The 22,691-nt window shown below is 69.0% G+C and carries 21 protein-coding genes; 19 read left to right on the forward strand and 2 right to left on the reverse strand.

The features are described from left to right. Positions 1-378: 378 nt before the first annotated feature. The 13 genes from BARAN1_RS01120 to BARAN1_RS01180 all read left to right on the forward strand — a co-directional run bounded on the left by BARAN1_RS01120 (position 379) and on the right by BARAN1_RS01180 (position 15,933). Entirely contained in the window at positions 379-852 is a 474-nt protein-coding gene (locus tag BARAN1_RS01120; RefSeq protein ID WP_122030508.1) for an IS1634 family transposase, read from the forward strand. Next, entirely contained in the window at positions 849-2,501 is a 1,653-nt protein-coding gene (locus BARAN1_RS01125) for an ABC transporter ATP-binding protein (RefSeq protein ID WP_122030509.1), read from the forward strand. Before BARAN1_RS01120 ends, BARAN1_RS01125 begins: the two co-directional genes overlap by 4 nt. Positions 2,502-2,553: 52 nt before the next feature. After that, positions 2,554-3,939, forward strand: coding sequence for a bifunctional UDP-N-acetylglucosamine diphosphorylase/glucosamine-1-phosphate N-acetyltransferase GlmU (gene glmU, locus BARAN1_RS01130; RefSeq protein WP_122030510.1), 1,386 nt, complete (start codon positions 2,554-2,556; stop codon positions 3,937-3,939). After that, positions 3,932-4,963 (forward strand): ribose-phosphate diphosphokinase, encoded by a 1,032-nt coding sequence (locus BARAN1_RS01135; RefSeq protein ID WP_122030511.1) that lies wholly within the window; start codon positions 3,932-3,934, stop codon positions 4,961-4,963. The genes glmU and BARAN1_RS01135 overlap by 8 nt, the downstream gene beginning before the upstream one ends. Before the next feature lie 16 nt (positions 4,964-4,979). Beyond that, positions 4,980-5,627 (forward strand): 50S ribosomal protein L25, encoded by a 648-nt coding sequence (locus BARAN1_RS01140; protein ID WP_122030512.1) that lies wholly within the window; start codon positions 4,980-4,982, stop codon positions 5,625-5,627. Next, the gene (gene pth / locus BARAN1_RS01145; RefSeq protein WP_122030513.1) at positions 5,624-6,196 is read left to right on the forward strand and encodes an aminoacyl-tRNA hydrolase; all 573 of its coding nucleotides are present in this window, start codon (positions 5,624-5,626) and stop codon (positions 6,194-6,196) included. Before BARAN1_RS01140 ends, pth begins: the two co-directional genes overlap by 4 nt. A 40-nt stretch (positions 6,197-6,236) precedes the next feature. Further along, positions 6,237-8,621: an ATP-dependent Clp protease ATP-binding subunit gene (locus BARAN1_RS01150; protein WP_269460769.1), complete on the forward strand. Its 2,385-nt coding sequence runs from the start codon at positions 6,237-6,239 to the stop codon at positions 8,619-8,621. Then, positions 8,621-9,943 carry a DNA repair protein RadA gene (gene radA / locus BARAN1_RS01155; protein ID WP_122030515.1) on the forward strand — a complete coding sequence of 441 codons (1,323 nt, stop codon included), beginning with the start codon at positions 8,621-8,623 and terminating at the stop codon, positions 9,941-9,943. Before BARAN1_RS01150 ends, radA begins: the two co-directional genes overlap by 1 nt. 1 nt (position 9,944) lies before the next feature. Further along, positions 9,945-11,009, forward strand: coding sequence for a DNA integrity scanning diadenylate cyclase DisA (disA, locus tag BARAN1_RS01160; protein WP_122030516.1), 1,065 nt, complete (start codon positions 9,945-9,947; stop codon positions 11,007-11,009). 15 nt (positions 11,010-11,024) lie between these two features. After that, on the forward strand, positions 11,025-11,861 hold the full coding sequence (locus BARAN1_RS01165; RefSeq protein ID WP_320410389.1) for a purine-nucleoside phosphorylase: 837 nt from the start codon (positions 11,025-11,027) through the stop codon (positions 11,859-11,861). 227 nt (positions 11,862-12,088) lie between these two features. After that, positions 12,089-13,783 (forward strand): 5'-nucleotidase C-terminal domain-containing protein, encoded by a 1,695-nt coding sequence (locus BARAN1_RS06750; protein WP_157959362.1) that lies wholly within the window; start codon positions 12,089-12,091, stop codon positions 13,781-13,783. A 137-nt stretch (positions 13,784-13,920) separates the two neighbouring features. Continuing rightward, positions 13,921-14,754 (forward strand): hypothetical protein, encoded by an 834-nt coding sequence (locus BARAN1_RS01175; protein ID WP_122030518.1) that lies wholly within the window; start codon positions 13,921-13,923, stop codon positions 14,752-14,754. Between the two features lie 9 nt (positions 14,755-14,763). After that, positions 14,764-15,933 carry an MFS transporter gene (locus BARAN1_RS01180; protein ID WP_157959363.1) on the forward strand — a complete coding sequence of 390 codons (1,170 nt, stop codon included), beginning with the start codon at positions 14,764-14,766 and terminating at the stop codon, positions 15,931-15,933. Between the two features lie 70 nt (positions 15,934-16,003). Here the strand turns inward: BARAN1_RS01180 and BARAN1_RS01185 are convergent, their stop codons facing one another. Continuing rightward, positions 16,004-16,672, reverse strand: a complete 669-nt coding sequence (locus BARAN1_RS01185; RefSeq protein ID WP_157959364.1) for a hypothetical protein — start codon at positions 16,670-16,672, stop codon at positions 16,004-16,006. Positions 16,673-17,058: 386 nt separating this feature from the next. On the opposite strand from BARAN1_RS01185, the gene BARAN1_RS06485 reads away from it, so the two are divergent. Genes BARAN1_RS06485 through BARAN1_RS01215 form a run of 6 tightly spaced genes read left to right on the forward strand, consistent with a single transcriptional unit; the run spans position 17,059 to position 20,414 of the window. After that, complete coding sequence (locus tag BARAN1_RS06485; protein ID WP_157959365.1) at positions 17,059-17,289, forward strand: lipoyl domain-containing protein; 231 nt, start codon at positions 17,059-17,061, stop codon at positions 17,287-17,289. Then, a complete protein-coding gene (lipB, locus tag BARAN1_RS01195) occupies positions 17,286-17,978 on the forward strand; it encodes a lipoyl(octanoyl) transferase LipB (RefSeq protein ID WP_122030521.1) in 693 nt (230 codons plus the stop codon). Before BARAN1_RS06485 ends, lipB begins: the two co-directional genes overlap by 4 nt. After that, positions 17,951-18,817: a lipoyl synthase gene (lipA, locus tag BARAN1_RS01200; RefSeq protein ID WP_122030522.1), complete on the forward strand. Its 867-nt coding sequence runs from the start codon at positions 17,951-17,953 to the stop codon at positions 18,815-18,817. Before lipB ends, lipA begins: the two co-directional genes overlap by 28 nt. Beyond that, positions 18,814-19,533, forward strand: a complete 720-nt coding sequence (locus tag BARAN1_RS01205; RefSeq protein ID WP_122030523.1) for a lipoate--protein ligase family protein — start codon at positions 18,814-18,816, stop codon at positions 19,531-19,533. The genes lipA and BARAN1_RS01205 overlap by 4 nt, the downstream gene beginning before the upstream one ends. Positions 19,534-19,536: 3 nt before the next feature. After that, positions 19,537-20,106, forward strand: coding sequence for a DUF501 domain-containing protein (locus tag BARAN1_RS01210; RefSeq protein ID WP_122030524.1), 570 nt, complete (start codon positions 19,537-19,539; stop codon positions 20,104-20,106). Between the two features lie 38 nt (positions 20,107-20,144). Then, on the forward strand, positions 20,145-20,414 hold the full coding sequence (locus tag BARAN1_RS01215) for a DUF4282 domain-containing protein (RefSeq protein WP_122030525.1): 270 nt from the start codon (positions 20,145-20,147) through the stop codon (positions 20,412-20,414). 76 nt (positions 20,415-20,490) lie between these two features. On the opposite strand, the gene BARAN1_RS01220 is transcribed toward BARAN1_RS01215, so the two are convergent. Continuing rightward, positions 20,491-22,593 carry a PKD domain-containing protein gene (locus BARAN1_RS01220; protein ID WP_122030526.1) on the reverse strand — a complete coding sequence of 701 codons (2,103 nt, stop codon included), beginning with the start codon at positions 22,591-22,593 and terminating at the stop codon, positions 20,491-20,493. Between the last annotated feature and the right edge of the window lie 98 nt (positions 22,594-22,691).

The raw sequence follows: 22,691 nt of genomic DNA on the forward strand, positions 1-22,691 counted from the left end.
ACGAGATGCCAGAACCTGGTGCCAGGGTATGTGCCGTAGGTCTTGGCATCGTCTGTTGTTCTCACTACTGTGGAGGTGGTAGGTGATCGAGGATGTTCATCCGCCAGAAGAAGGTTAGGCCGCACGTCTACCTCCAGCTCGTGGAGAACTGCTGGGAGGAGGGAGCTACCCGCCAGCGGACCGTGGCGAGCTTGGGGAGGTTGGATCGGTTGCAGGAGAGCGGGCAGCTTGAGGTCCTTCTGCGGTCGCTCGGGCGGTGTTTGCCAGCGTCGTGCACCGCCTGTTTGAGTCCGGGTCCGACCGTCAGGCGGTACGGTTCCTGCGGGACGTGGCCGTCCCGGATCGGACTCCCTGGCGCTCTACCACCTGTACCGGGCGATGCGGTTCCTGGGGGAGGGCAAAGACCGGATCGAGGAGAAGCTCTTCGCGAGGAACCGCGACTTGTTCACGGACCTCAGGATCGTGTTCTTTGACACGACGAGCCTCTACTTCCACGGGGAGGGGGGCGAGCTGGGAGCGCGGGGGCACTCTCGGGATCACCGGCCGGAGCTCAACCAGGTGGTGGTGGGAGCACTTCTGTCCGGTGACGGGCGCCCGATCAGCTGCGAGGTGTACCGGGGGAACCAGACGGATGTGCGGGCGCTCTTGCCGGTGGTGGACCGAGCGCGGGAGCGGTTCGCTCTCCAGGAGGTGTGCTTCGTCGCCGACCGGGGGATGGTGAGCGACGCCGTGATCCGGGGGCTGGAGGAACGAGGCCTCGGGTACATCCTCGGGATGCGCCTGCGGCGGGCCAAGGAGGTCCGGGACGTGGTGCTGTCCCATCCTGGGCGGTACCGGAGCGAAGAACCATGAGAGAACGGCTGCGTCGTGTTCTTGAGTTCTGGCGGGAACACGTGTTCCGGTACCGCGCGCTGTGGGGTCTCGCGTTCACGTTGCACCTCCTCTTCTTCGCGTTGAGCGGGATCCTTCCCTTCTTCTTTAAGCGGGTGATCGACGCCGTGACCGTCCTCGACCCGCGGCTGTTTGCCCTCTGGATCGCGGTGTTCCTGGGCACGGAGATCGCCCAGGTGGTCCTCCTCTACACTCGGGGCTACGCCACGCGGCGCCTCGAGCTCAAGGTGGAACAGGACGTGCAGCTGGCGATGTACCGTAGGTTCCACACTGCGCCCTACGAACAGGCGTTGAAGACGAAGGCCGGCGAGGCGCTGCAGAGGCTGACGAGCGACGTGCCGCGCGCCTCGCCCCTCATCGTGAAAAACGTGGCCGAGCTCGTCGGGCACATCGTGCTCGTGGTGATCGTGCTTTCCCTCATGTTCGCCATGGCCCCGCTGCTCGCGGCGATCGCTGTCGCGTTCGTCGCCGTGTACACGGTGGGGTTCCGCCTCTACGGGAAGCGAGCCCCCGCTCTCGCCATCCGGCGCCAGGAGGCCGAGGCGCGGTACGTCGCTACGGCCGAGGAGGGCTTGGGCGCCCTCTACTCGGTGCGCGTTCAGGCCGGCCTGCGCGGGGTGATGGACCGCTTCTCCCGGGCCCTCGGGGCCTACCTGCGGGAGGGGTTCGCCCTGTACAAGCTGACCCTCCTCTTTCAGGGCGGGTTCACAACCCTGATCACTGTCGGCTCGGAGGTGGCGGTGATACTCACCGGGGCCTGGCTCATCTTCCGCGGGGAGGCCACGGTGGGGACCCTGGTCGCCTTCAGCCAGTACATAAACTGGCTGTACGTGTTCGTGGGCTTCATGTCCGGGTTCGCCGCCGAGATCGAGCCGGCCCTCGTCTCGCTCGGGCGGGTGCAGGAGGTCCTCTCCTGGCCTGAACAATGGACGGTGGAAGAACCTCAGGTCCCGACGACGGTGCCCGATCATCCGTACGCGGTCGAGGTGCGGGACCTTGACTTCTCCGTGGGCGGGATGTCCGTCTTCCGCGGGCTCTCGCTTCGGGTGGAGCGGGGCCGGATGACGGCCGTCGTTGGGCGGAGCGGACTCGGGAAGAGTACCCTCCTCAACCTGATCCTCGGCCTGTACCCTGTTCCGCCGGAGAAGGTGTTTCTGTTCGGGCGGGACGTGACGGAGATCCCCCTCCCCGAGCGGGTGGGGATGGTAGCGGTGGTAGAGCAGGAGCCGAAGTTCGTGAGCGCGGGCGGGAGCCTGGCGGATGTCCTCGGAGCGCCGGAGGAGAGGATCCGCGAGGTGGCGCGGAAGCTGGGCCTGGACGACTTCGTTCAGGACCTTTTCGCCCGCGACCTCGCTTCGGCCAAGCTCTCCGAGCTCTCGGGAGGGGAGCGGAAGCGGCTCGGGGTCCTGCGGGGGTTCCTCCGGGAGGCCCCCCTGCTCCTCCTCGACGAGCCGACCGCGTTCCTCGACGAGCGCACCGCAGCTACGGTTCTCGACCACATCCGCACGAACTTCCCCGGGGTTACGGTAGTCGCGTTCTCCCACGACCCCCTGGTGTGCGACCGCTGCGACACCGTGATCGACCTCGAGCGCGGCGCGCCGCCGGGTTGATCCTCTTGGCTTTTGCGGGATGAGCGCGCGGAGGCTATAGTCGAAGCGGTTGATGGACGACTCGCTCGATGTCGTGGTCCTGGCGGCGGGCAAGGGGATGCGCATGCGTTCCCACCGCCCGAAGGTCCTCCATTCTCTCGCTGGCCTCCCCCTCCTCGAACACGTCCTCCGCACGGCGTTCTCCCTTTCCCCACAGCGGGTCGTGGTCGTGGTGGGCCACGGCGGCGACGCGGTGCGGGCCGCGTTCGCGGAGCGAGGGGTTATGTTTGTGGACCAAGGGGAGCCCCGCGGCACGGGCCACGCCGTCCTCGCGGCGCGGGAGGCGGTGGCCGCGGGCACGTTCCTCGTCCTCCCCGGCGATGTCCCGCTCGTCCCCCCGGAGGCCCTGCGCGCGCTCGTCCGGTTCCATCGGGAACGCAACGCCACGGTCTCCTTCCTCACGATGGAGCCCGCCGCGCCCGGCCCCTACGGCCGGGTGGTGCGGGGCGAAGATGGAAAACCGCTGCGGATCGTGGAGGCGGGGGATGCGACCCCAGAAGAACGGGCGGTTCGTGAGCTCAACTCCGGGATCTGGTGCCTGGAGAACGCCCCCGCGGTGTGGGAAGCGCTCGGGGGGCTCTCCACCGCCAATGTGAAGGGAGAGCTTTACCTCACCGACCTCGTAGCCCGTTTTGCCGAAGAGGGGACGGCCGCTGCCCTTCCCTGGCCGGACGCGGACGACCTCTTGGGGGTGAACGATCGGGCTGATCTTGCCCTGCTCGAACGCCTCGTCCGGGAGAGGATCCTCACGGCGTGGATGCGGGATGGGGTTACGGTGACGGACCCCTCTGCGGTCTATCCGTCCCTCGATGCGGCGGTGGGGGAGGACACGGTCCTCCACCCCGGCACCCACCTCCTCGGGCGCACCGTGATCGGACCGGGGTGCACCGTTGGTCCGAATGCTTACCTCATCGATTCCCGCGTCGGGGAGGAGGCGCAGGTGTGGTACTCCGTGGTTGAGGGGGCGGAGGTGGGGCCGGAGGCAAGGATCGGCCCCTATGCCCACCTCCGGCCGGGGTCGCGGATCGGGAGGGGGGCCAAGGTTGGGAACTTCGTCGAGGTCAAGGCAGCCACGCTTGGGGACGGGGTCAAGGCCGGGCACCTCGCGTACATCGGGGATGCCGAGGTCGGGGCGGGGGCGAACATCGGGGCCGGGGCCATCACCTGCAACTTCCAGCCCGGGCGCAGGGAGAAGTTCCGCACCGAGGTCGGCCCGCGGGCATTCATCGGCAGCAACGTATCCCTCGTCGCGCCGGTCCGGATCGGGGAGGGAGCGGTGGTGGGGGCGGGTTCAGTGATCACGCACGATGTCCCCCCCTACGCCCTCGCCCTCGGGCGGGCCCGCGAGGCCGTGACGCCGGGGTGGGCGCGCCCCGCCGAAGAGGGAGGCCATGCCTAGGAAGAAGGGAGTGGAAGATGTTCGGATCCTTTCCGGGAGGGCGAACCTGCCGCTCGCCCGCCGCATCGCGGAGATCCTCGGGGTCGAGCTGTGCGAGGCCGATGCCCCGGGCCAGGACGGCCCGAGCTACGCTCCGGGCCGGTTCCCCGATGGAGAGGTCAGCGTGCAGATCCGGCAGACGGTCCGGGGGAAGGATGTGTTCGTCGTCCAGCCGACCTCGCCCCCGGTGAACGACCACCTGATGGAGCTCCTCATCCTGGTGGACGCGCTGCGGCGGGCTTCCTGCCGCGAGATCTGTGCCGTGATCCCCTACCTCGGCTATGCTCGTCAGGACCGGAAGATGACGGGGAGGGTCCCGATCTCGGCCCGACTCGTGGCCGACCTCCTCGAGGTGGCGGGGGTGGACCGGGTGCTGACGATGGACCTCCATGCTGGACAAATCCAAGGTTTCTTCTCCGTGCCCCTCGATCACCTGCGGTCGGACCGGATGCTCGCCAAGTACATCTACGATCACCATCACGACTGGCTGAACAAGCTCACGGTCGCCTCCCCCGACCTCGGCGGGGTATGGCGGGCGCGGCGGATGGCGAAGCGGTTGGGGGAGCTTCAGGGCGATGGGGAGCTTCCTCTGGCCGTGGTCGTGATGCAGCGCGACGAAGAGGGGAAGGGCGTGGTGGTGAAGGACGTGATCGGGAAGGTACGGGGCCGCAACGTGCTCCTCGTGGACGATATCCTCGCCAGCGGGCGGACGCTCGTGACGGCGGCGGAGGAACTCACAAGGAGCGGGGCGAAGGAGGTGTTCGCCGCCTGCACCCACGGGGTGTTCGCCGGCGATGCGCTGCGGGTCCTCGACACGCCCCAGTTGCAGCGGGTGTTGGTGACCGATACCATTGCCCCCCGCGACGAGGTCCGCAGGGCCCCCCAGATTGAGATCGTTTCGGTGGCCGAGTTCTTCGCGGACGCGATTCGCCGCATTCACCGCCACGAGTCGATGACCGATCTCCTGGCGTACATCCCGATGTGAGTGGAGGAGGATCTGGATGCTGGTCAATGCGACACGACGGCCTCTTACCGTGAAGGCGGGGGCCCTCCGCCGGCAGGGGTTCGTCCCGGCCGTCCTGTACGGTGCCCATGTGGCTTCGCTTCACGTTTCGATCCCGGAGAAGGAGCTTCTGAACATGCTCGACCACGTGACCCGCTCCACGCCGGTCGAGGTGAAGGTGGATGGGAAGAAGACTTATCACGTCTTCCTCAAAGAGATCCAGGTCCATCCGATCACGGAGAAGTTCCTCCACCTCGACCTGTACGTCGCGGATCCGGAGCGACCCCTGGAGATGAACGTCCCGGTGCGGTTCATCGGCACGCCGCGCGGGATCAAGGACGGCGGGGTGTTCGAAGCAGTGCACAGCTACATCCCGGTCCAGGCCCTGCCGGCGAAGATGCCGCCCCGGATCGAGGTGGACGTGTCCGACCTCGGCATCGGGGATTCGATCCTCGTCAAGGACCTCCCGTGGCCGGAGGGCGTCGAGCCCCAGCTCCCCCCCGAGGACGCGGTCGTAACCGTGGCCGCGCGGCGAGCGCTCGAGGTGGAGGCCCCGGTGGCGGCGGAAGCGGCGGAGGCCGTCCCGGCTGAGGGCGCTGCGGTTGAAGAGGAGAAGCCGACGGGAGGCGAGCAACCCGCGGCTTGAGGGCCGTCGTCGGGCTGGGGAACGTCGGACCGGAGTACGCGGCCAGCCGCCACAACGTCGGGTTCTGGGTCGTGGAGCGCCTCCTCGCACGTGGTCGCTGGCGGGGCGAGACCCACCCGTGGGGGGAGGTTCATCGCAGCTCCTCAGGGTACCTGCTTCGTCCATTCACGTACATGAACCGGTCCGGGGAAGCCGTGCGCGAGCTTCTCGCCAGGTTTCCCCTCACTCCCCAGGACCTTCTCGTCGTCTACGACGAGGCCGATCTACCGGTGGGGGCCCTCCGGCTGCGGGCCCGGGGAGGGCCGGGGACGCACCGTGGGATGGAGTCCGTCCTCGCTGCCTTGGGGACGGACGATGTGCCCCGCCTCCGGGTGGGGATCGGCCGGCCGGCGGATGGAGGGGATTGGGTGGAGCACGTCCTCTCTCCCCCTCCCCCCGCCGAAGCGGATGCCCTCGCTCGCGCCGTGGACCTCGCCGGCGAGCTGGCCTGGGCCTTCCTCACCGGGGGGCTCGCCGCGGCCCTGGACCGCTTCTCCCGTGAGCGGGGAACGACGGACCGTATAATCTGACCGGAGGTCGCTGATGTACGAGAAGTTCTCCAAGGATTCCATGAAGCTCTTGGCTGCGTCCCAGGAAGAGGCGGGGGATTGGCGCCACCGCTACGTGGGGACAGAGCACCTGCTGCTGGCCGCAGCGCGTATGGAGGGATCGCGCGTGGCGCGGTTCCTCGATGCCAAGGGCCTTAACTACGAGCGGATCGCGCGGTTCGTTGAGCGGCAGAAGGGGAGGGGGAAGGTCCACGTGTCCCCCGACGAGCTCGAGCCCACCCAGCGCCTGCGGCGGGTGATGAAGCTCGCCTACGAGGAGGCGCGGCGGGACGGGGCGGAGACGATCGAGCCGGAGCACCTCGTGTTGGGGATCCTCCGCGAGGGGGAGTGCACGGCGGCGGAGATCCTGCGCTCCCAAGGGGTTGACCTCCGTGCCGCGCGGGAGTATTTCGCTCCCAGTCGGCGGGGCGGGGTGCGGGTTCGCACGAGCCATGCCCGCCTGCCCGGCGAGCTCGGCGAGTTCGGCCGGAACTTGGTCGAGGAGGCAGCGAGCGGCGCCCTCGATCCCGTCATCGGCCGGGAGCGGGAGCTGGAGCGGGTGGTGGAGATCCTGTGCCGGCGGAAGAAGAACAACCCGGCCCTCATCGGCGAGTCCGGCGTGGGGAAGACGGCAATCGTGGAGGGCCTCGCTCAGAAGATCGCCGCGGGGGACGTGCCGTCTGCTCTCGCCCAGAAGGAAATCATCGAGCTCGACATGGCGGGGATCGTCGCCGGCACGAAGTACCGCGGCGAGTTCGAGCAGCGGCTGAAGACGATCCTCAACCAGGTCATGAGCGTGGACAACATCATCCTGTTCATCGATGAGCTGCAGACCGTGGTCGGGGCCGGCGGGGCGGAGGGCGCGATCGACGCCTCGGCGATCCTCAAGCCTCCCCTCGCCTCGGGCGCCCTTCAGTGCATCGGCACGGCGACCCCCGACGACTACCGAAAGTCGATCGAGAAGGATCCCGCCCTCAAGCGGCGGTTCAAGACGGTGTACGTGGACGAGCCGTCCGTGGAGGACACGGTGAAGATCCTCCACGGGCTGCGGCACTGCTACGAGGAGCACCACGGGGTCCAGATCACCGACGATGCCCTGTGGCAGGCGGCGCGGCTGGCCGACCGCTACATCACCGACCAGTTCCTCCCCGACAAGGCGATCGATCTCATCGACGAGACCGCGGCCAAGGTGCGGCTGGCGGCGACCGAGCTCCCCCCCGAGGCGCGGGAGCTCCTCGAGGAGATCACGAAGCTCGAGGACGAGGAGGAGGCAGCGGTAGCGGATCAGAACTACGAACTTGCCGCGAGGATCCGCGACCAGCGGACGGCGAAGGTTGAGGAGCTAAAGAAATACGAGGAGGCCGGCCGGGAGCCCCTCGTCCCCGTGGTGGGAGGGGAGAAGATCGCGGCGACCGTGTCCGCGTGGACCGGGATCCCGATCCGCCACCTCCAGGAGGAGGACACGGCGCGGCTCGTGCACCTCGAGGAGAAGATCCATGAGCGGTACGTGGGCCAGGACGAGGCGGTGAAGTCCGTGGCTCGCGCCATCCGCCGTGCCTACGCCGGGGTCAAGGATCCCCGCCGCCCGATTGGATCGTTCCTCTTCCTCGGGCCGACCGGCGTTGGGAAGACGGAGCTGGCGCGGACCCTCGCTGGGTTCCTGTTCGGGGACGAGGATGCTCTGATCCGCATCGACATGTCGGAGTACGTGGAGAGGTTCGCCGTGTCCCGCCTTGTGGGCGCGCCTCCGGGGTACGTGGGGTACGAAGAGGCGGGCCAGCTCACCGAGGCGGTGCGCCGCCGTCCTTACTCTGTCGTCCTGTTCGACGAGATCGAAAAGGCCCACCGCGACGTGTTCAACATCCTCCTCCAGGTGATGGACGACGGGATCCTCACCGACTCCCAAGGGCGGAAGGTGGACTTCCGCAGCACGGTCCTCATCATGACCTCCAACGTGGGGAGCAAGTTGATCGTGGACCGGACAGGGGTCGGGTTCAGCACGGCGGACGTCGAGTCGGAGCAGGCGTACCGAGACATGAAGGCGCGGGTGATGGGCGAGGTGCGCAAGGAGTTTTCGCCCGAGTTCCTGAACCGGCTTGACGACGTGATCGTGTTCCACTCCCTCACCCGGGAACAGGTGAAGGAGATCGCTGACCTGTTCATCGACCGGTTGAGCCGACGGCTCAAGGAGGAACACGGGATCGAGCTCGTCCTGGGCGCTTCGGCGTGGGAGGTCATCACCGAGCGGGGTTACGACGAGAAGTACGGGGCCCGTCCGATGGGACGGGCGATCGAGCGCCTGCTCGAGGACCCGATCGCCGAACGGATCCTCACCAAGGAGTTCCCCCCGGGGTGCCGGGTCGTGGCCGAGGGTCAGGACGGGGAGATCGTGGTGCGGAAGGACTAGTGGCCTACCGCTGCCGGGAGTGCGGCTACCAGTCCCCAAAGTGGCTGGGCCGTTGTCCCCAGTGCGGGCGGTGGGAGTCGTTCGACGAGGTCGGCGCGCCGGCTGGGGGAGGGGGGAGCGGGGAGCCCCCGCGCTCCCTCTCGGAGGTCCCCGCCCTGTCCCCCGAGCGCCTCGCGACGGGGCTTCCGGAGGTGGATCGGGTCCTGGGGGGCCTCCTCCCGGGAACGGTGGTCCTGTTCGGGGGGGAGCCAGGGGTGGGGAAGTCCACCCTCCTCCTTCAGCTCGCCGCCCGGCTCGCGGCGCGGCACGGGAAGGTCCTCTACGTCTCCGGTGAGGAAGCCGTGGCCCAGGTCAAGCTGCGGGCAGAACGGCTGGGGATCTCCGAACCCTCCCTCTACCTCCAGTCCGAGCAGGAGCTACTCGCGATCGTGCGCGCGGTGGAGGAGATCGAGCCGACGGTGCTCGTGGTGGACTCGCTCCAGACCGTGCTCGCCCGGCCCGATGGCGGTGAGATTGGGAGCCTCACCCAGGTAAGGGAGGCCGCCGCCCACCTCGCGCGGTTGGCCAAGGGGCTGGGGATGGTCACGTTCCTCGTCTCCCACATCACGAAGGGGGGTGAGTTCGCCGGCCCGAAGACAGTCGAGCACCTCGTGGACGTGGCGCTGCAGCTCGAGGGGGTGCGGGAGGGGGACCTCCGCCTCCTCCGCTGCCTGAAGAACCGGTTCGGATCCACGGCCGAGGTCGCCGTCCTCCAGATGGACCCGACCGGGCTCAGTGAGGTCGCCAACCCTTCCCTCTTCTTCGTGTCCCAAGATCGCGCTCCCAAGCCGGGGGCGGCGATCGTCCCCGTGCTCGAGGGGTCGCGGACCCTGCTCGTCGAGATCCAGGCCCTCATCGCCCCGGGGAGCGGGTTCGGCCCGCCCCAGCGGCGCACCGCCGGGCTCGATGTCAACCGGACCTCCGTCCTCCTGGCCGTGATCGAGAAGTACCTCGGCGTCCACGTGCGGGCGATGGACGTGTACCTCGCCGTGGCGGGAGGGCTTGAGGTGCGGGAGCCAGCGGCCGACCTCGGGGTCTGTGCCGCGATCCTGGGGAGCCTGCGGGGCCGTGCCATTCCCCCTGACACCGTCGTCCTGGGCGAGGTCGGCCTGGCCGGGGAGATCCGTCCGGTGCGGAAGGGACCGGAGCGCCTCCAGGAGGTGGCGAAGCTCGGGTTCGCCCGGGCGGTGGCGCCGCCGGGGTCCCTCCCCAAGCGGCTACCCTTGACCGTGGTCCAGGCGCGTACGCTTCAGGAAGCGATGGAGGCGCTTGAACTGACCTGATATGGAGGGGAAGAAGGATCCGCGGCTGGAGTTCCTGCGGCTCACCGCGCCGGGGACGCCGTTGCGGGACGCGATCGATCGCATCCTGCAGCTCGGCCGGGGCGGGCTCCTCCTCGTCGCCAACCGGGAGGTCGCGGGGCCCCTCATCGCCGCCGGGTTCGAGCTCAATGCTCCGTTCACGCCCCAAGCGATCGTCGAGCTGGCGAAGATGGACCGCGCGGTGGTTGTGAATGAGGAACTGGAGACGATCCTCTATGCCAACGCCCACCTCGTGCCGAGCCCGACGATCCCGTCCCAGGAGACGGGGACCCGTCATCGGGTGGCGGAACAAGTGGCGCGGGAGATCGAGCGGCTCGTGATCGCCATCTCTGAGGATCGCCACCGGGTGACCCTGTTCCACGGCGAGTGGAGGTACGAGCTCCAGGACATCCAGACCTTGTTTGTCCGCGTCTCACAAGGGCTGCAGATCCTGGACCGGTACCGGCGGGAGCTGCGGGAGCTCCTCACGGCATTGGCCCCCCTGGAGTTCGAGCGCCGGGTGTTCCCGTCCCACGTGGCGGCGGTCCTCCAGCGCGCCCTGTACATGATGGAGCTGGAGCGCGATGTGGAGAGGACGCTCGTCGAGCTGGGGGTCCACCGGGAGCTCCCGGAGCGGCACCTCACGGTCCTCATGCGCGGGGTCCGCGAGGAGATGGAGCTCCTCGTGCGGGACTTCAAGTCCGACCCCCGCCCGGCGGAGGAGATCGTGGACGAGCTCCTCGCCCTGGCTCCGGAGGACGTGCTGCGGCCGGATGTGATCCTCCGTCCGTTGGGGATCACCACTGACCAGGAGCTGGAGGAACCGATCCCGTCGCGGGGGTACCGGCTTCTGTCCAAGGTCCCGCGCCTCCCGGTCTCCGTGATCGAGCGGCTGATCGAGGAGATCGGGACCGTGGACAAGGTGTACCGCGCCTCGCGACGGCAACTCGATCGGGTGAAGGGGATCGCTGAGGCCCGCGCCCGGGCGATCGAGTTCAGCCTGAGCCGGTTCAAAAACGGGTACACGGGGACGATGGACGGGTTCTAGTAACGGTTTGGGAGTATGACAGAACATATGAGAGGGATGACGATGGGGGAGATGGAGCGGATCGAGCGGGCCGCGCAAGCGCTCGCCAAGCTGGGGACGCCGGAGGTGGCGGTGATCCTCGGATCGGGCCTGTCCGGGGTGTTCCCTGTGGCGGGGGAGCGGGCGCTTTCGTTCACGAAGATCCCGGGGTTCCCCGCCCCATCCGTGCCCGGGCACGCCGGCGAGGTCGCGGTGGGGGAGGTATCCGGGCGAACCGTCCTCGTCCAGCGGGGAAGGGTCCATCCCTACGAGGGACATCCCCTGACCGACGTCGTCCTCCCCGTCCGCGCCTACGCCCGGCTGGGGGTGCGGGTCCTCGTCCTCACCAACGCCTCTGGGGGGATCGCCCACGGCCTCGAGGCGGGGGACCTCGTCCTCCTCTCCGACCACATCAACTTCCTCGGGGATAACCCCCTGCGCGGCCCGAACCTCGATCCGCTTGGCCCCCGCTTCCCCGACATGACGGAGGTCTACGACCCCGCGCTGCGCGAGGTGGCGCGGGACGTGGCGTGGGAGCTCGGGATCGGCCTCAAGGAGGGGGTGTACCTGGCGACCTTCGGCCCCTCCTACGAAACCCCGGCCGAGATCCGGGCGTTCCGGGCGCTCGGGGCAGACCTGGTGGGGATGTCCACCGTGCCCGAGGCGATCGCCGCCCGCCACGCTGGGCTGAAGGTGCTCGCGATCTCCTGCGTCACCAACCTCGCCGCCGGGGTGTCCCCTCAGCCTCTCTCCCACGACGAGGTCATCGCGACTTCCCGCCGCCGGGCAGCGGACCTGGGGCGACTCCTCACCTCCCTCATCCCCCGCCTGTAGCGGTTTGGCCGCCGCCCGTCCTCCAACCGGGATCGATGTAGAAGCGCAGGATCGGGCGGGGGGAGGAGGTCGCCCTCGTCCATGGGTTACTTCCTTGGCCCTGGCCAGTATAATCGGGGTGCGGGAGTCCCCGCGCTCGAAGCGTGGCGGACGGGAAGGGGGTGAGAGACGACCATACGTGCGGGACCTCATTCAAGTGACGAGTTGACCATTTGAAGGAGGAGACCATGAAACGGCTTACGGTTTTACTGCTGTGTGCGTTGGTGGTGGGGGGAGCGTGGGGGTGGGCCGAGGATTGGACGTTCACGATCCTCCACACGAACGATACCCATTCGCAGCTCGAGAACATGGCCCGCCAGGCGACGCTCGTCGAGGAGATCCGCGTTCAGGTGCCGGACGTCCTCTTCCTCCACGCCGGCGACGCGGTGATGGGCACGCTGTACTACACGGTGCACAAGGGAGCGGCCGAGGCGTGGGTCCTGGAGCAAATGGGGGTCACGGCGATGACGCTCGGGAACCACGAGTTCGACGGCGGGCCGGAGGGCCTGGCCCGGTTCGCGCAGGAGGTGAGCTTTCCCCTTCTCTGCGCCAACTTCGACTTCACGGGGGAGCCCCACCTCGCGGGGAAGATCCTCCCCTACGTGGTGGTGGAGGCCCCAGGCGGGAAGGTGGGGGTCCTCGGCCTGACCACGGAGGGCACGGCGTGGAGTTCGAGCCCGGGCCCCAACGTCGTGATCCGCGATCCGGTTGCCGCGGCGACGGCGGCGGTGACCGAGCTGACGGCGCTCGGGGTGAACGCGATCATCGCCCTCACCCACCTCGGCTGGGAGGAGGACCTCGAACTGGCCCAGTCGGTCACCGGGATCGACATCGTGGTCGGTGGCCACTCCCACACGTTCCCTGAGGGCTACCCGGTGGTGGTGGAACGGAAGCTCATCAACATCAACACCGCGACAGCGGAGGAGTTAGAAACGTTGCGCGGAATCGGGCCGGCGTTGGCCCAGCGCATCATCGCCTACCGCCAAGAGCATGGCCCATTCCAGGCGATCGAGGAGATCACGAACGTGAGCGGGATCGGGCCGGCCACGCTCGCCGGCATTCGCGATCGGATCTCGGTCGTGGATGCCACCGTGCCGGCCTTGGTCGTGCAGGCCGGGGAGAAGGCATCCCATCTCGGCCGGCTGGAGGTCACGTTCGATAGCGAGGGCGTCCTCGTGGCGTGGGGCGGGGAGCTCGTCCCGGTGGAGGAGCTGCCGATGGAGGAGACGATTGCGGCCCAGCTCGAGGTCTTCCGGGGCCCGATCGATGCGCTGAAGGCCGAGGTGATCGGGGAGACGACGACCGACCTCGACGGGGAGCGGGGCCACGTGCGGACGCAGGAAACGAATCTCGGGAACCTTGTTGCCGACGCAATGCTGTGGAAGGCGGCCCCGGCTGGGGCCCAGATCGCGATCTGCAACGGCGGGGGGATCCGGGCGTCCATCCCCGCGGGGAAGATCACCTTTGGCCAGGCCCTGGAGGTCCTCCCGTTCGGGAACTACCTCGTGGTCCTCTCCCTCACCGGTGAGCAAATCCTGGCGGCCCTCGAGAACGGGGTATCCCAGGTGGAGGGCGTCGCCGGCCGGTTCCCCCATGTGGCCGGGCTGCGGTTCACGTGGGACCCCGCGCAGCCCGCTGGGCAACGGATCGTGTCCGCGGAGGTCCTCACGGAAGATGGGTTCAAGCCGATCCGTAAGACGTCCACCTACAAGGTCGTCACGAACAACTTCCTCGCGAGCGGCGGAGATGGGTACGACGTGTTCCGGCAAGCCAAGGAAACCACGATCCTCGCGTTCGTGGAGGCGGAGGTGCTCGCCGAATACCTGCGGACTCACTCCCCGGTCAGCCCGGAGGTGGAGGGGAGGATCCTCGAGAAGAGGTAGGCGCAGGATCGGGGGTCGTCACGGGGCAGGGCAAAGCGCCCTGCCCTTCACTTGTCCGTTCGGGCGGTGCCATGGGGCGGGAGTTCCCCGGACCTCCCGTGGGGGGAGTAGAATCCCAGCTCATCACAGGGGGGACCATGACGACGGAGGAGATCCTGGCGCTTGCGCTCGCGATGGCGGGGCTCGATGAGGTCCCGGCGGACACGGCGATCTACTGCCCGGGCGAGGGGATCCGGCGCATCCTCGTCGGGATCGATCTCGAGGGGGCCGAGCTCATCCTGGCCAAGGAGCGGGGGTTCGACCTCGCCCTCGCCCATCACCCCGCGGGGGGAACGGCCGTCCTACGCATGGACGAGGTGTTCGCCCGCCACATCGGACTGATGGTAGAGGCAGGGGTTCCGGAGGCGGTCGCGAGGGCAGCGGTGGAGGAGAAGCGCTACGAGGATCGAATCACGGGCCAGATCCGCAACTACGATCGCCTCCCTGCCCTCGCCCGCCTCCTCGGGATCGCGTACATGAACATCCACACCCCGCTGGATGAGATCGGCCGGAGGCGGATGGCGGAGGCAGCGGCGGAGCTCGCCCCGCACGCCATCGTGGCTGACCTCATCGCCCATTTGTGCGCCCGGTTCGGCGAGTTCCGCCATGCCCTCACCGAGATCCAGTGCCTGGTCGGGGATGGTCGCAACCGGTTGGGGCACGTGGCGGTGGCCCACGGGGCGGGGACGAACGGGGGGTATCCCGTGGCCAAGGCCTACTTCGATCACGGCGTGGACACGGTGATCTACATCCACTGCCAGCCGGCGGTGGCGAAGCAGCTTGCCCGGGAGTATGGGAGCACGGGGAAGAACCTCCTCGTCACCGGGCACATCGCGAGCGACTCCCTCGGGATCAACCCGTTCCTCTCTGCTCTTGGGGAGCGGGGCCTGGAGGTTGTCCCCCTGGGGCTCGTTCCCCCCGGCGGTGGGTGATCCCCCGCCGTGCGACCGCCCTTCACGGGATGGGATCTCCTCCGGCGGCACCGCGATCTGCGGTTCCTCTTTCTCTCGAACACCCTCTGGAGCAGCGGGGCGATGCTCTACAGCTTCGTGTGGCCGAACTACGTGCGCGACCTCGGCGGGACGGAGCGGGAGATCGGGCTCCTCTCTTCGCTCATGTTCGCCACGGTCGCCGTGACCCTCCTCCCCGGGGGCTGGCTCGCTGACCGCGTCGAGCGGCGGGCGCTGATGGTCGTTACGTGGGGCCTCGCCGCGTTCGCCCCGCTCCTCTATGCGTTCGCCCGGAGCTGGCACAGTCTGATCCCGGGGGCGATCCTGTACAACATCTTCCTCGGCTGGCCGGCGATGGAGGCGTACATTGCCGATTCCGTGCCACCGGAGGCCCTGGCGCGGGCGTTTACCCTCACCGGAGCCGGGTTCTCCATGGGGGCGATCCTCTCCCCCCTTCTCGGGGGGTGGCTTCTCCCGATCATCGGGATGCGGGGCCTGTTCTTCATGGCGTTCGCGCTCTTCCTTCTCTCCACCGCCGTCCTCGCCCTCCTGGCCCCAAGCCATCCCCGTCCCCGCCCCGCCGGCCCGGCGGTCCCGCGCGGTCAGCGCCGCGAGATCGCTTGGTGGACGGCGCTCTCCATCGTTGCGGCGTTGGGGAGCGCGGCCCTTCGCCCGTTCCTCGCTCCCTACCTCGAGGACGCGGTCGGGTGGGCCCGGTCGTGGATCCTCGCCTCGAGCTCCCTCATCGCCGCGGGCGAGATCATCCTCGCGCCCGTGCTCGGCCGGATTTCGGATCGGGATGGCCGGCACGGCCTGGGCCGGGGGCTCCTCCTCACGGCGGGCGGGGCGTGCCTCCTCCTCGGCGGGCCGTGGGCAGTCGTTCCCGCTCTGCTCCTCCTCGGCGGGGACAGGGTGACGGGTTCCCTGTTCCGGTCAGCGATTGGGCGCTGGGGAGGGGCGCGGCGGGGGGTCGTGTTCGGTGGGACGCTCGTCCTGGTGAACGCAGCCCAGGCGGTGGGCCCTCTGGCCGGAGCCCGCCTCTACGCCCTCCGCCCGGACGGTCCCCTCCTCCTCGGGGCGGGCCTGTATGCCCTGGCGGGCATCGCGGTGGGGTTATGGCGCGGCCGAGGCGTGCCCGCTGCCGGGGGTACCCTCCGATGACCGGACCGTAGCCCACAGAAGAACGGGGCCGCCCGCGGCGGCCCCGTAGCCGTTCGGCACAGGCCGATCCCTACAGGCCGAGGGCCTCGAAGACGAGGGACCAGTCGAGCGCAGCCATGAACTTGTCCACCGTGTCCAGCCCGAACGAGCCGATGAGGGTCGTGAGGAGGTTCTCTATCCCCTCCGCCGGCGCAACCGTGAGCATCCCGGTGAGGACCTGCGGGCTCAGGCCGAGGCTGCCGAGGGTGTCGGCGAGGGACGTGTTGACCGTGAAGAACTGGGTGAGGAGCGAGGTGAACGCCTGGGGATCCGCGTCCCGCAGCGCGACAAGCCCGCCCGAGATGACCTTGATGAGGGCGGGCACGGTCGCGAAGTAGGGTTTGCCCGCCGGCTTATCCCCCACGAGCCACATCACGAGGGATGGCTCGGCCGTCGCCGGCTCCCAGCGCAGCTCGACGAACCCGTGCGGGGCGAGCTTGCCCTCGAACAAGAACTCCATCCCCTCATCCGTTCCCGTGACGTTCTCCAGGCCTCCGAACACCTCGACCTTCCCCACCAGCGTGACCGGCTCGTCGAAGGCGATGCGGAGCCCGGTGACGGCCTGGCCACTGGTATTGGCGAACCAGTGGATGGTCCGCGTCCCGACCGTGAACACCCGCATGTCGACCCCCTGCCCGATGGCAAGGCCCGCGAGGGCCAGGGTGAGCCCGAGGAAAAGCACACACTTCTTGGTAAACACCGGCACCACCTCCCGTCAAGATGAACAGGAATTCTAGGGACGCGACAGGTGCGTGCAACCCAGGTCAGACGACGGCCTCCCCTCTCCCGCGACGGAGATGCGCTCGATCTCACCGGCTGAAGGCTCTTCTTCGCTCCGCGGCTCCTCCACATCGGCTCGCCGGGAGGTCCACGGTCCCGCGCGATGGTGAGGGCCAGCGGACCGAAAGGAGGTCAGATGCCCCAAGGAGGGCACCATGGCAGGAAGGGGGTTGTCCTCGTGGCGATCGGGGCGGGGGGAGCCAGCCCTCGCCGCTCTGTACGCGCGTCCCCCGAGCTGACTGCCCGCGGGGGGCGTCCTTGGTCAAGGCACGGGCCACCCGTAGAATGGCCCAGGAGGAGCCGATGATGGACATTGTGGTGCCCGACCTAGGAGAGGTGGGGGAGGTCAAGCTCGTGCGGTGGCTGGTGGCGGCGGGGGAGGAGGTCGAGGCCGGGGAGGCGGTGGCCGAGGTGGAGGCGGAGAAGGCGGTGTTCGTGGTCGAGGCACCGGTGGCAGGGGTGTTCGACCGGATCATCGTCGGCCCCGGCGGGATCACCCGCCCCGGGGAGGCGATCGCCCGCCTGAGGGCCGGGTGACGGCCCTCTACGCTGACCTCGGTCGGATCCGGTACGGCCCAGCTTGGGCGATCCAGCGCCGCCTCCAGCGCCTGCGGGAGGAGGGACGGGTCTCCGACGTCATCCTCGTTCTCGAACACGAGCCGGTGATCACGATCGGCCGGGCGGGGCGCGGGGAGCACATCCTCGCCACCCGGGACGAGCTAGATCGGGCCGGGGTGGAGGTCGTCGCGATCGAGCGGGGGGGGGACGTCACGTACCATGGCCCAGGCCAGCTCGTCCTGTACCCGATCCTCGACCTGCGGGAGCGAGGGAAGGACCTCCACCTCTATGTGAGGGACCTCGAGGAGATCATGATCCGGGTCGCCCGTTCGGTTGGGGTGGAGGCGGTTCGCCGGACCGGGTTCCCCGGGGTGTGGCACGATCGGGGGAAGCTCGGCGCGGTGGGGATCCACGTCCGGAACTGGATTACAATGCACGGGCTCGCCCTCAACGTGGACCTTGCCCCGGATGGGTTCCGGTGGATCGTCCCGTGCGGGATCGCGGGGGCGCAGGCGGTGTCCCTGTCCGATATCGTCGGGCATCCGGTGCCGATGGGGGGGGCGCGGGACGCGGCGCGCACCGCGGTGGCGGACGTGCTGGGGGTCGAACTCGTCCCGGCTTTGGAGGAGGAGATCGCGGAGTGGAGGAGCGAAAGCCCGATTGGCTGAAGGTCACGGTTCCTACCGCCGCCGTGCCGGTCGCGCGCCGGGTGGGTGAGGTGCTGGACCAGCTCGGGATCCCCACCGTGTGCCGTTCGGCGCGGTGTCCGAACCTGCCGACGTGCTTTGGGGCGGGGACGGCGACGTTCATGATCCTGGGCGATGTGTGCACGCGCACCTGCCGGTTCTGTGCGGTGACCCACGGCCGGCCCGCGGCCCCGGATCCGGGTGAACCTGCTCGCCTCGCACAGGCGGTGGCCGCCCTGGGGCTGCGCTACGTCGTCCTCACCTCAGTGGACCGGGACGACCTCCCCGACGGAGGGGCGGGCCACTACGCGGACGTGATCCGCTACCTCCGGGGGGCTGTGCCGACTGCGGTCGTGGAGGCCCTGATCCCCGACTTCGCTGGCGAGCAGGAGGCGCTGGCGGCGCTGATCGACTCCCGCCCCCACGTCGTGGGGCACAACCTGGAGACGGTGCGGCGGCTGACCTCGCTCGTGCGCGACCGCCGCGCCGGGTACGACCTCTCCCTGTCCGTCCTCCGGACGGCGAAGGGCCTCGACCCGAACCTGGTGACGAAATCGACACTTCTCCTTGGGCTCGGGGAGAGGGAGGAGGAAGTCCAGGATGCGCTCGCTGACCTGCGTGGGGTGGGGGTGGACGTGGTTGTCCTCGGCCAATACCTGCGCCCGACGCCGCGCGAGCTCCCCGTGGCCCGGTACGTGCCCCCGGACGAGTTCCGGTGGTGGGAGGACCAGGCCCGATCGCTCGGGTTCGCGGCCGTCGTCGCGGCGCCGCTTGCCCGCACCTCGTTCCGGGCCGCGGAGGCCTACGCCGCCCTGCGATGAGGTTCCTCCTCGACCTCGAGTATCGCGACCCTCTTCTCAACCTCGCCCTCGACGAGGCGATCCTCGGCGCGGTGGCGCGGGAGGAGGTCCCTCCCACCCTCCGCGTGTGGCGCAACCCGCGATGCGTGGTCGTGGGCCGCGGCCAGAGGATCGAGGACGAGGCTGACCTTGAGGCGTGTGCTCGCCTGCGGATCCCGGTTCTCAAGCGGCCCTCCGGGGGAGGCGCGGTGTACCACCACGCGGGGAACCTCAACTTCTCCCTCACCCTCCCTCTCACGGCGCCCTGGACCTCGGTGCGGGAGTCGCAGGGCTACCTCACCGGGCTCCTCTCCTCCGCCCTCGAGGAGAGGTTGGGGATCGAGGCCGAACCGCGGGGGGGGGCGGTGTTCGTGGGGGAGGCCAAGGTCTCCGGGTCGGCCCAACTGCGGCGGAGGGCGCTCCTCCACCACGGGACGCTCCTCCTCTCCCCCGACACGGTCCCGATGGAGGCGCTCCTCCTCGCCCTGCGGGCGGGGTACGCGCCGCACGGCGTGCCCTCCCAGCCCGCTACGGGCGGTGACCTCTCCTCCCTCACCGGGCATAGGGTGACGATCGAGGAGGGGATCCGCCTGATCCTCAGTGCGTTCCGTCCGCTCGGGCGGGCGGGGCTCGCTGCGATCTCGCTCCGGGAGTGGGCCCTCGCCGATGCCCTCTCCTCGGCGCGGGGAGGCTCCTGAGCCGTGCTCGACCCCACCGATCTCGACACGATCCGGTGGCAGCTCGGCCGCCCGCCAGCCGGGGCCCTCGCCGTGGCCTGCCGCTGCCCGTACGGGCACCCCCAGGTGGTCCTCACCCACCCCCTCCACCGGCGGGGGGCGGAGTTCACCGTCTTTCCGACCCTGTTTTGGCTCTCGTGTCCGTTCCTCGTGACCGCGGTCGGGCGCCTGGAATCCGGGGGGGCCGTGAAGAGGTTCGAGGCCCGCCTCGCAACCGATCCGGACCTCGCGGCGCGGTACGCCGCCGCCCACGATGCCTACCGACGGGAACGCCTCTCCCTCCTCTCCCGGGAGGAGAGGGAGTTCCTATCGAGGGTTGGGGCGGGGGGGCGTTTGGAGACAGGGATCGCCGGGCTCGGGAGCCCCCATCGGGTGAAGTGCCTCCACGCCCACCTCGCCCACTTCCTCGCCCGCGGCGGGAACCCGATCGGGGAGGCGGTGGCGGCGGAACTGCCCGCGCTCGCCTGTCCTCCCCAGCGGGTGGAGTGCGTGGCGGGGGCCCACGGGGCGGGACCCTCGGGTTGCCATCCCTGAACTTCGTTCCCTATACTCCTCGTTGAAAGGAGGTATTCATGGAAGACTATCTTACGTTTCGGAAGATGCTCACCCCGGTGGCGATCCAGGTCATCTTCTGGATCGGTGCTCTGGCGTGCGTCGTATTGGGATTGGTGATGATCGTGACCGGCGCCTCGACCCACTACGGCGGCGGGGGGCAGGTGCTGTCGGGGGTCCTCACCCTCCTCCTCGGCCCGATCATGGTCCGGATCTCGTGTGAAGTACTGATCGTGGTGTTCCGCATTCTGGACACCCTGGTCGAGATCCGGGACAAGCTCCAGAGCTGAACTCGGAGGGCTCTCCCCGGTAAAGGAACGGGGCCGCCCGAGGCGGCCCCGTGATCTTGCTGCGTTTCTCTAGCTTCTACGGGTCTGCCGTGACCGAGGGCGGGTGGTTCACGTTCTGGACCAGGATCACGAGCGAGTCGCGGACCAGTTCCCCGCACGGGTCCACCACGCACAGGACGACGGTGACCTCCATCAGGTCACATCCCTCGACCTCCGGGGCGATGAACAGCGGGCACAGGGTGTCGGCGTTGGCGAGCGTGCCCGCGCTGGCCCACCAAGAGACGGCGAGCCTCTCCCCATCCGGATCCCCCGCCTTGCCGAGGATCATGATCTGCGCCTTCTCCGGCACCTGGAGGTCCGGACCGGCGTCGGCCCACGGTGCCTTGTTCAGGTTCCGCACGTGAACGCGCATCGTGTCCCTCGCCACTGCGCCGCAGGCATCGGTCACGGTGAGGGTGAGCTCGACGGTTTCCCCTTCGCAGTGGGAGACGAGCGGAGCGGTGTAGACCGGCTGCAGGGCGCGAGGGTTGTCGAGCGATCCGCGGCCGCAGGCGATCGTCCACAGGTAACTCAGGGCATCGTCGTCCGGATCGCACGCGGAGGCGAGGAGGTTCACCTTGCCGCCCTCGTCCACGGCGAGATCGGGGCCGGCGTCCACCGCCGGCGGGTGGTTCACGTTGAGCACGTGGAGGATGAGTTCGTCCTGGGCCTTCGCCCCACAGGCGTCCACGGCGACGAGGGTGACGACGACCTTCTCCCCGTCACAGGACTTGACCCACGGCGCGTGGTACGTCGTCTCGAACGCATGCGGATCGGAGAACATCCCCTTTGGAGCAGACCAGGTGATGGCGACCGCGTCCCCATCCGGGTCATCGACGTGCGCCTTGAGGACGATGCTCCCGCCCTCGACGACCGTTTTCACTTCCGCAGTTGTGGTGCACACCGGCGAAACGGGAGCCGCGGGGAGGCACTTGGCGGGCGTTGCTGGGGCGCACGGGGGCGGGGTGGGTGCGCACGGGGCGCAGGTTCCCTCGTCGTGGACGAAGTTCTTCCCCGGTCCGCCGTCGATCACGTTGCACCCTGGCCCGCCGAGGATGGTGTCGTTGCAGGGCCCGCCGAACAGCTTGTCGTTTCCGGCTTCGCCCTCGATCCGATCGTCCCCATCCTCCCCGTAGACGACGTCGTCGCCCGAGCCGCCGAACAGGAGGTCATTCCCCGGCCCGCCGACGATGAGGTCGTCCCCATCCCCACCTTGGACGAGGTCGTCCCCCGGTCCAGCGAGGAGGAGGTCGTTCCCGGAGAACCCGAACAGCTGGTCGTTTCCGCCGAGCCCCACGATAAGATCGTTCTCAGGCGTGCCGAACAGGACGTCGTCTCCATCCGTGCCCACGATGATCTTCGCCGGCGGGTTCTTCTCCAGGAAGCACAGGATGACGTTCCACATCGGGTCCGTGCACACCGGATACGGGAGATGCTCCACGAGGAGGGCCACGATCTGCGGATCCACCGTGTACGCGGCGAAGCAGTCCGGGATCGCGGGCGGGGTCGGCTCAACCGGGGACACCACCTCGCGGAACAGGGCCGGCAGGTCAGCTGGATCGTGGGCGACCACGAACTGGCCGCACCCCGCCGCGGCGAGGGCCCGCAGCGCGGCCTCGTCGGCCGAGGTCACGGCGAGGCCCACCACGTCCACCGTGTAGCCGAGCGCGCACATCCGCCGTGCCTCGGCGATCGGGTCCCCTCCACACGTTTCCCCCCCGTCCGTGAGGAGGACGATCCGCGCCGGCGCGGGCACCCGCGCTGCGATGAAGCGGAGCGACTCGGCAAGGGGGGTCTTCCCCATCGCTGTCAGGTTGGCGACCGTGGCCGTCAGAACCGACCGCTCTACCTCCCCATAGGCCCCGAATGCCGCGATGAGTTCGATATCGCGGCACGTAGCGGGTTCCTGCGCCTTTGGGATCCGATGCCCGAACACCGCGATCGCGAACTCTGCCTCCGCCGCGAGGTCGTTCACGGCCAGGGTCAAGGCCTCCTTGGCCCACGCGAACTTCGTCGTCCCGCCATCGAGGGCCAGGTTCATCGAGTCGGATGCATCGAGGATGAACGCTAGCCTCTGCGGGGCCGCCCCCGCCGTCAGGGCGAGGGCACACAACACCACGAACAACAGGGTCTTCCTCATCGTCGCCTCCCTTGGCTCATCTTCATGTGTCCACTGCCGACGCCCCACGGGGCACTCCTCCGCGGGACAGCCGGGAGGAGTATAGCGGGGAATTCGTT

This window comes from Candidatus Bipolaricaulis anaerobius (assembly GCF_900465355.1).
Taxonomy (GTDB): domain Bacteria; phylum Bipolaricaulota; class Bipolaricaulia; order Bipolaricaulales; family Bipolaricaulaceae; genus Bipolaricaulis; species Bipolaricaulis anaerobius.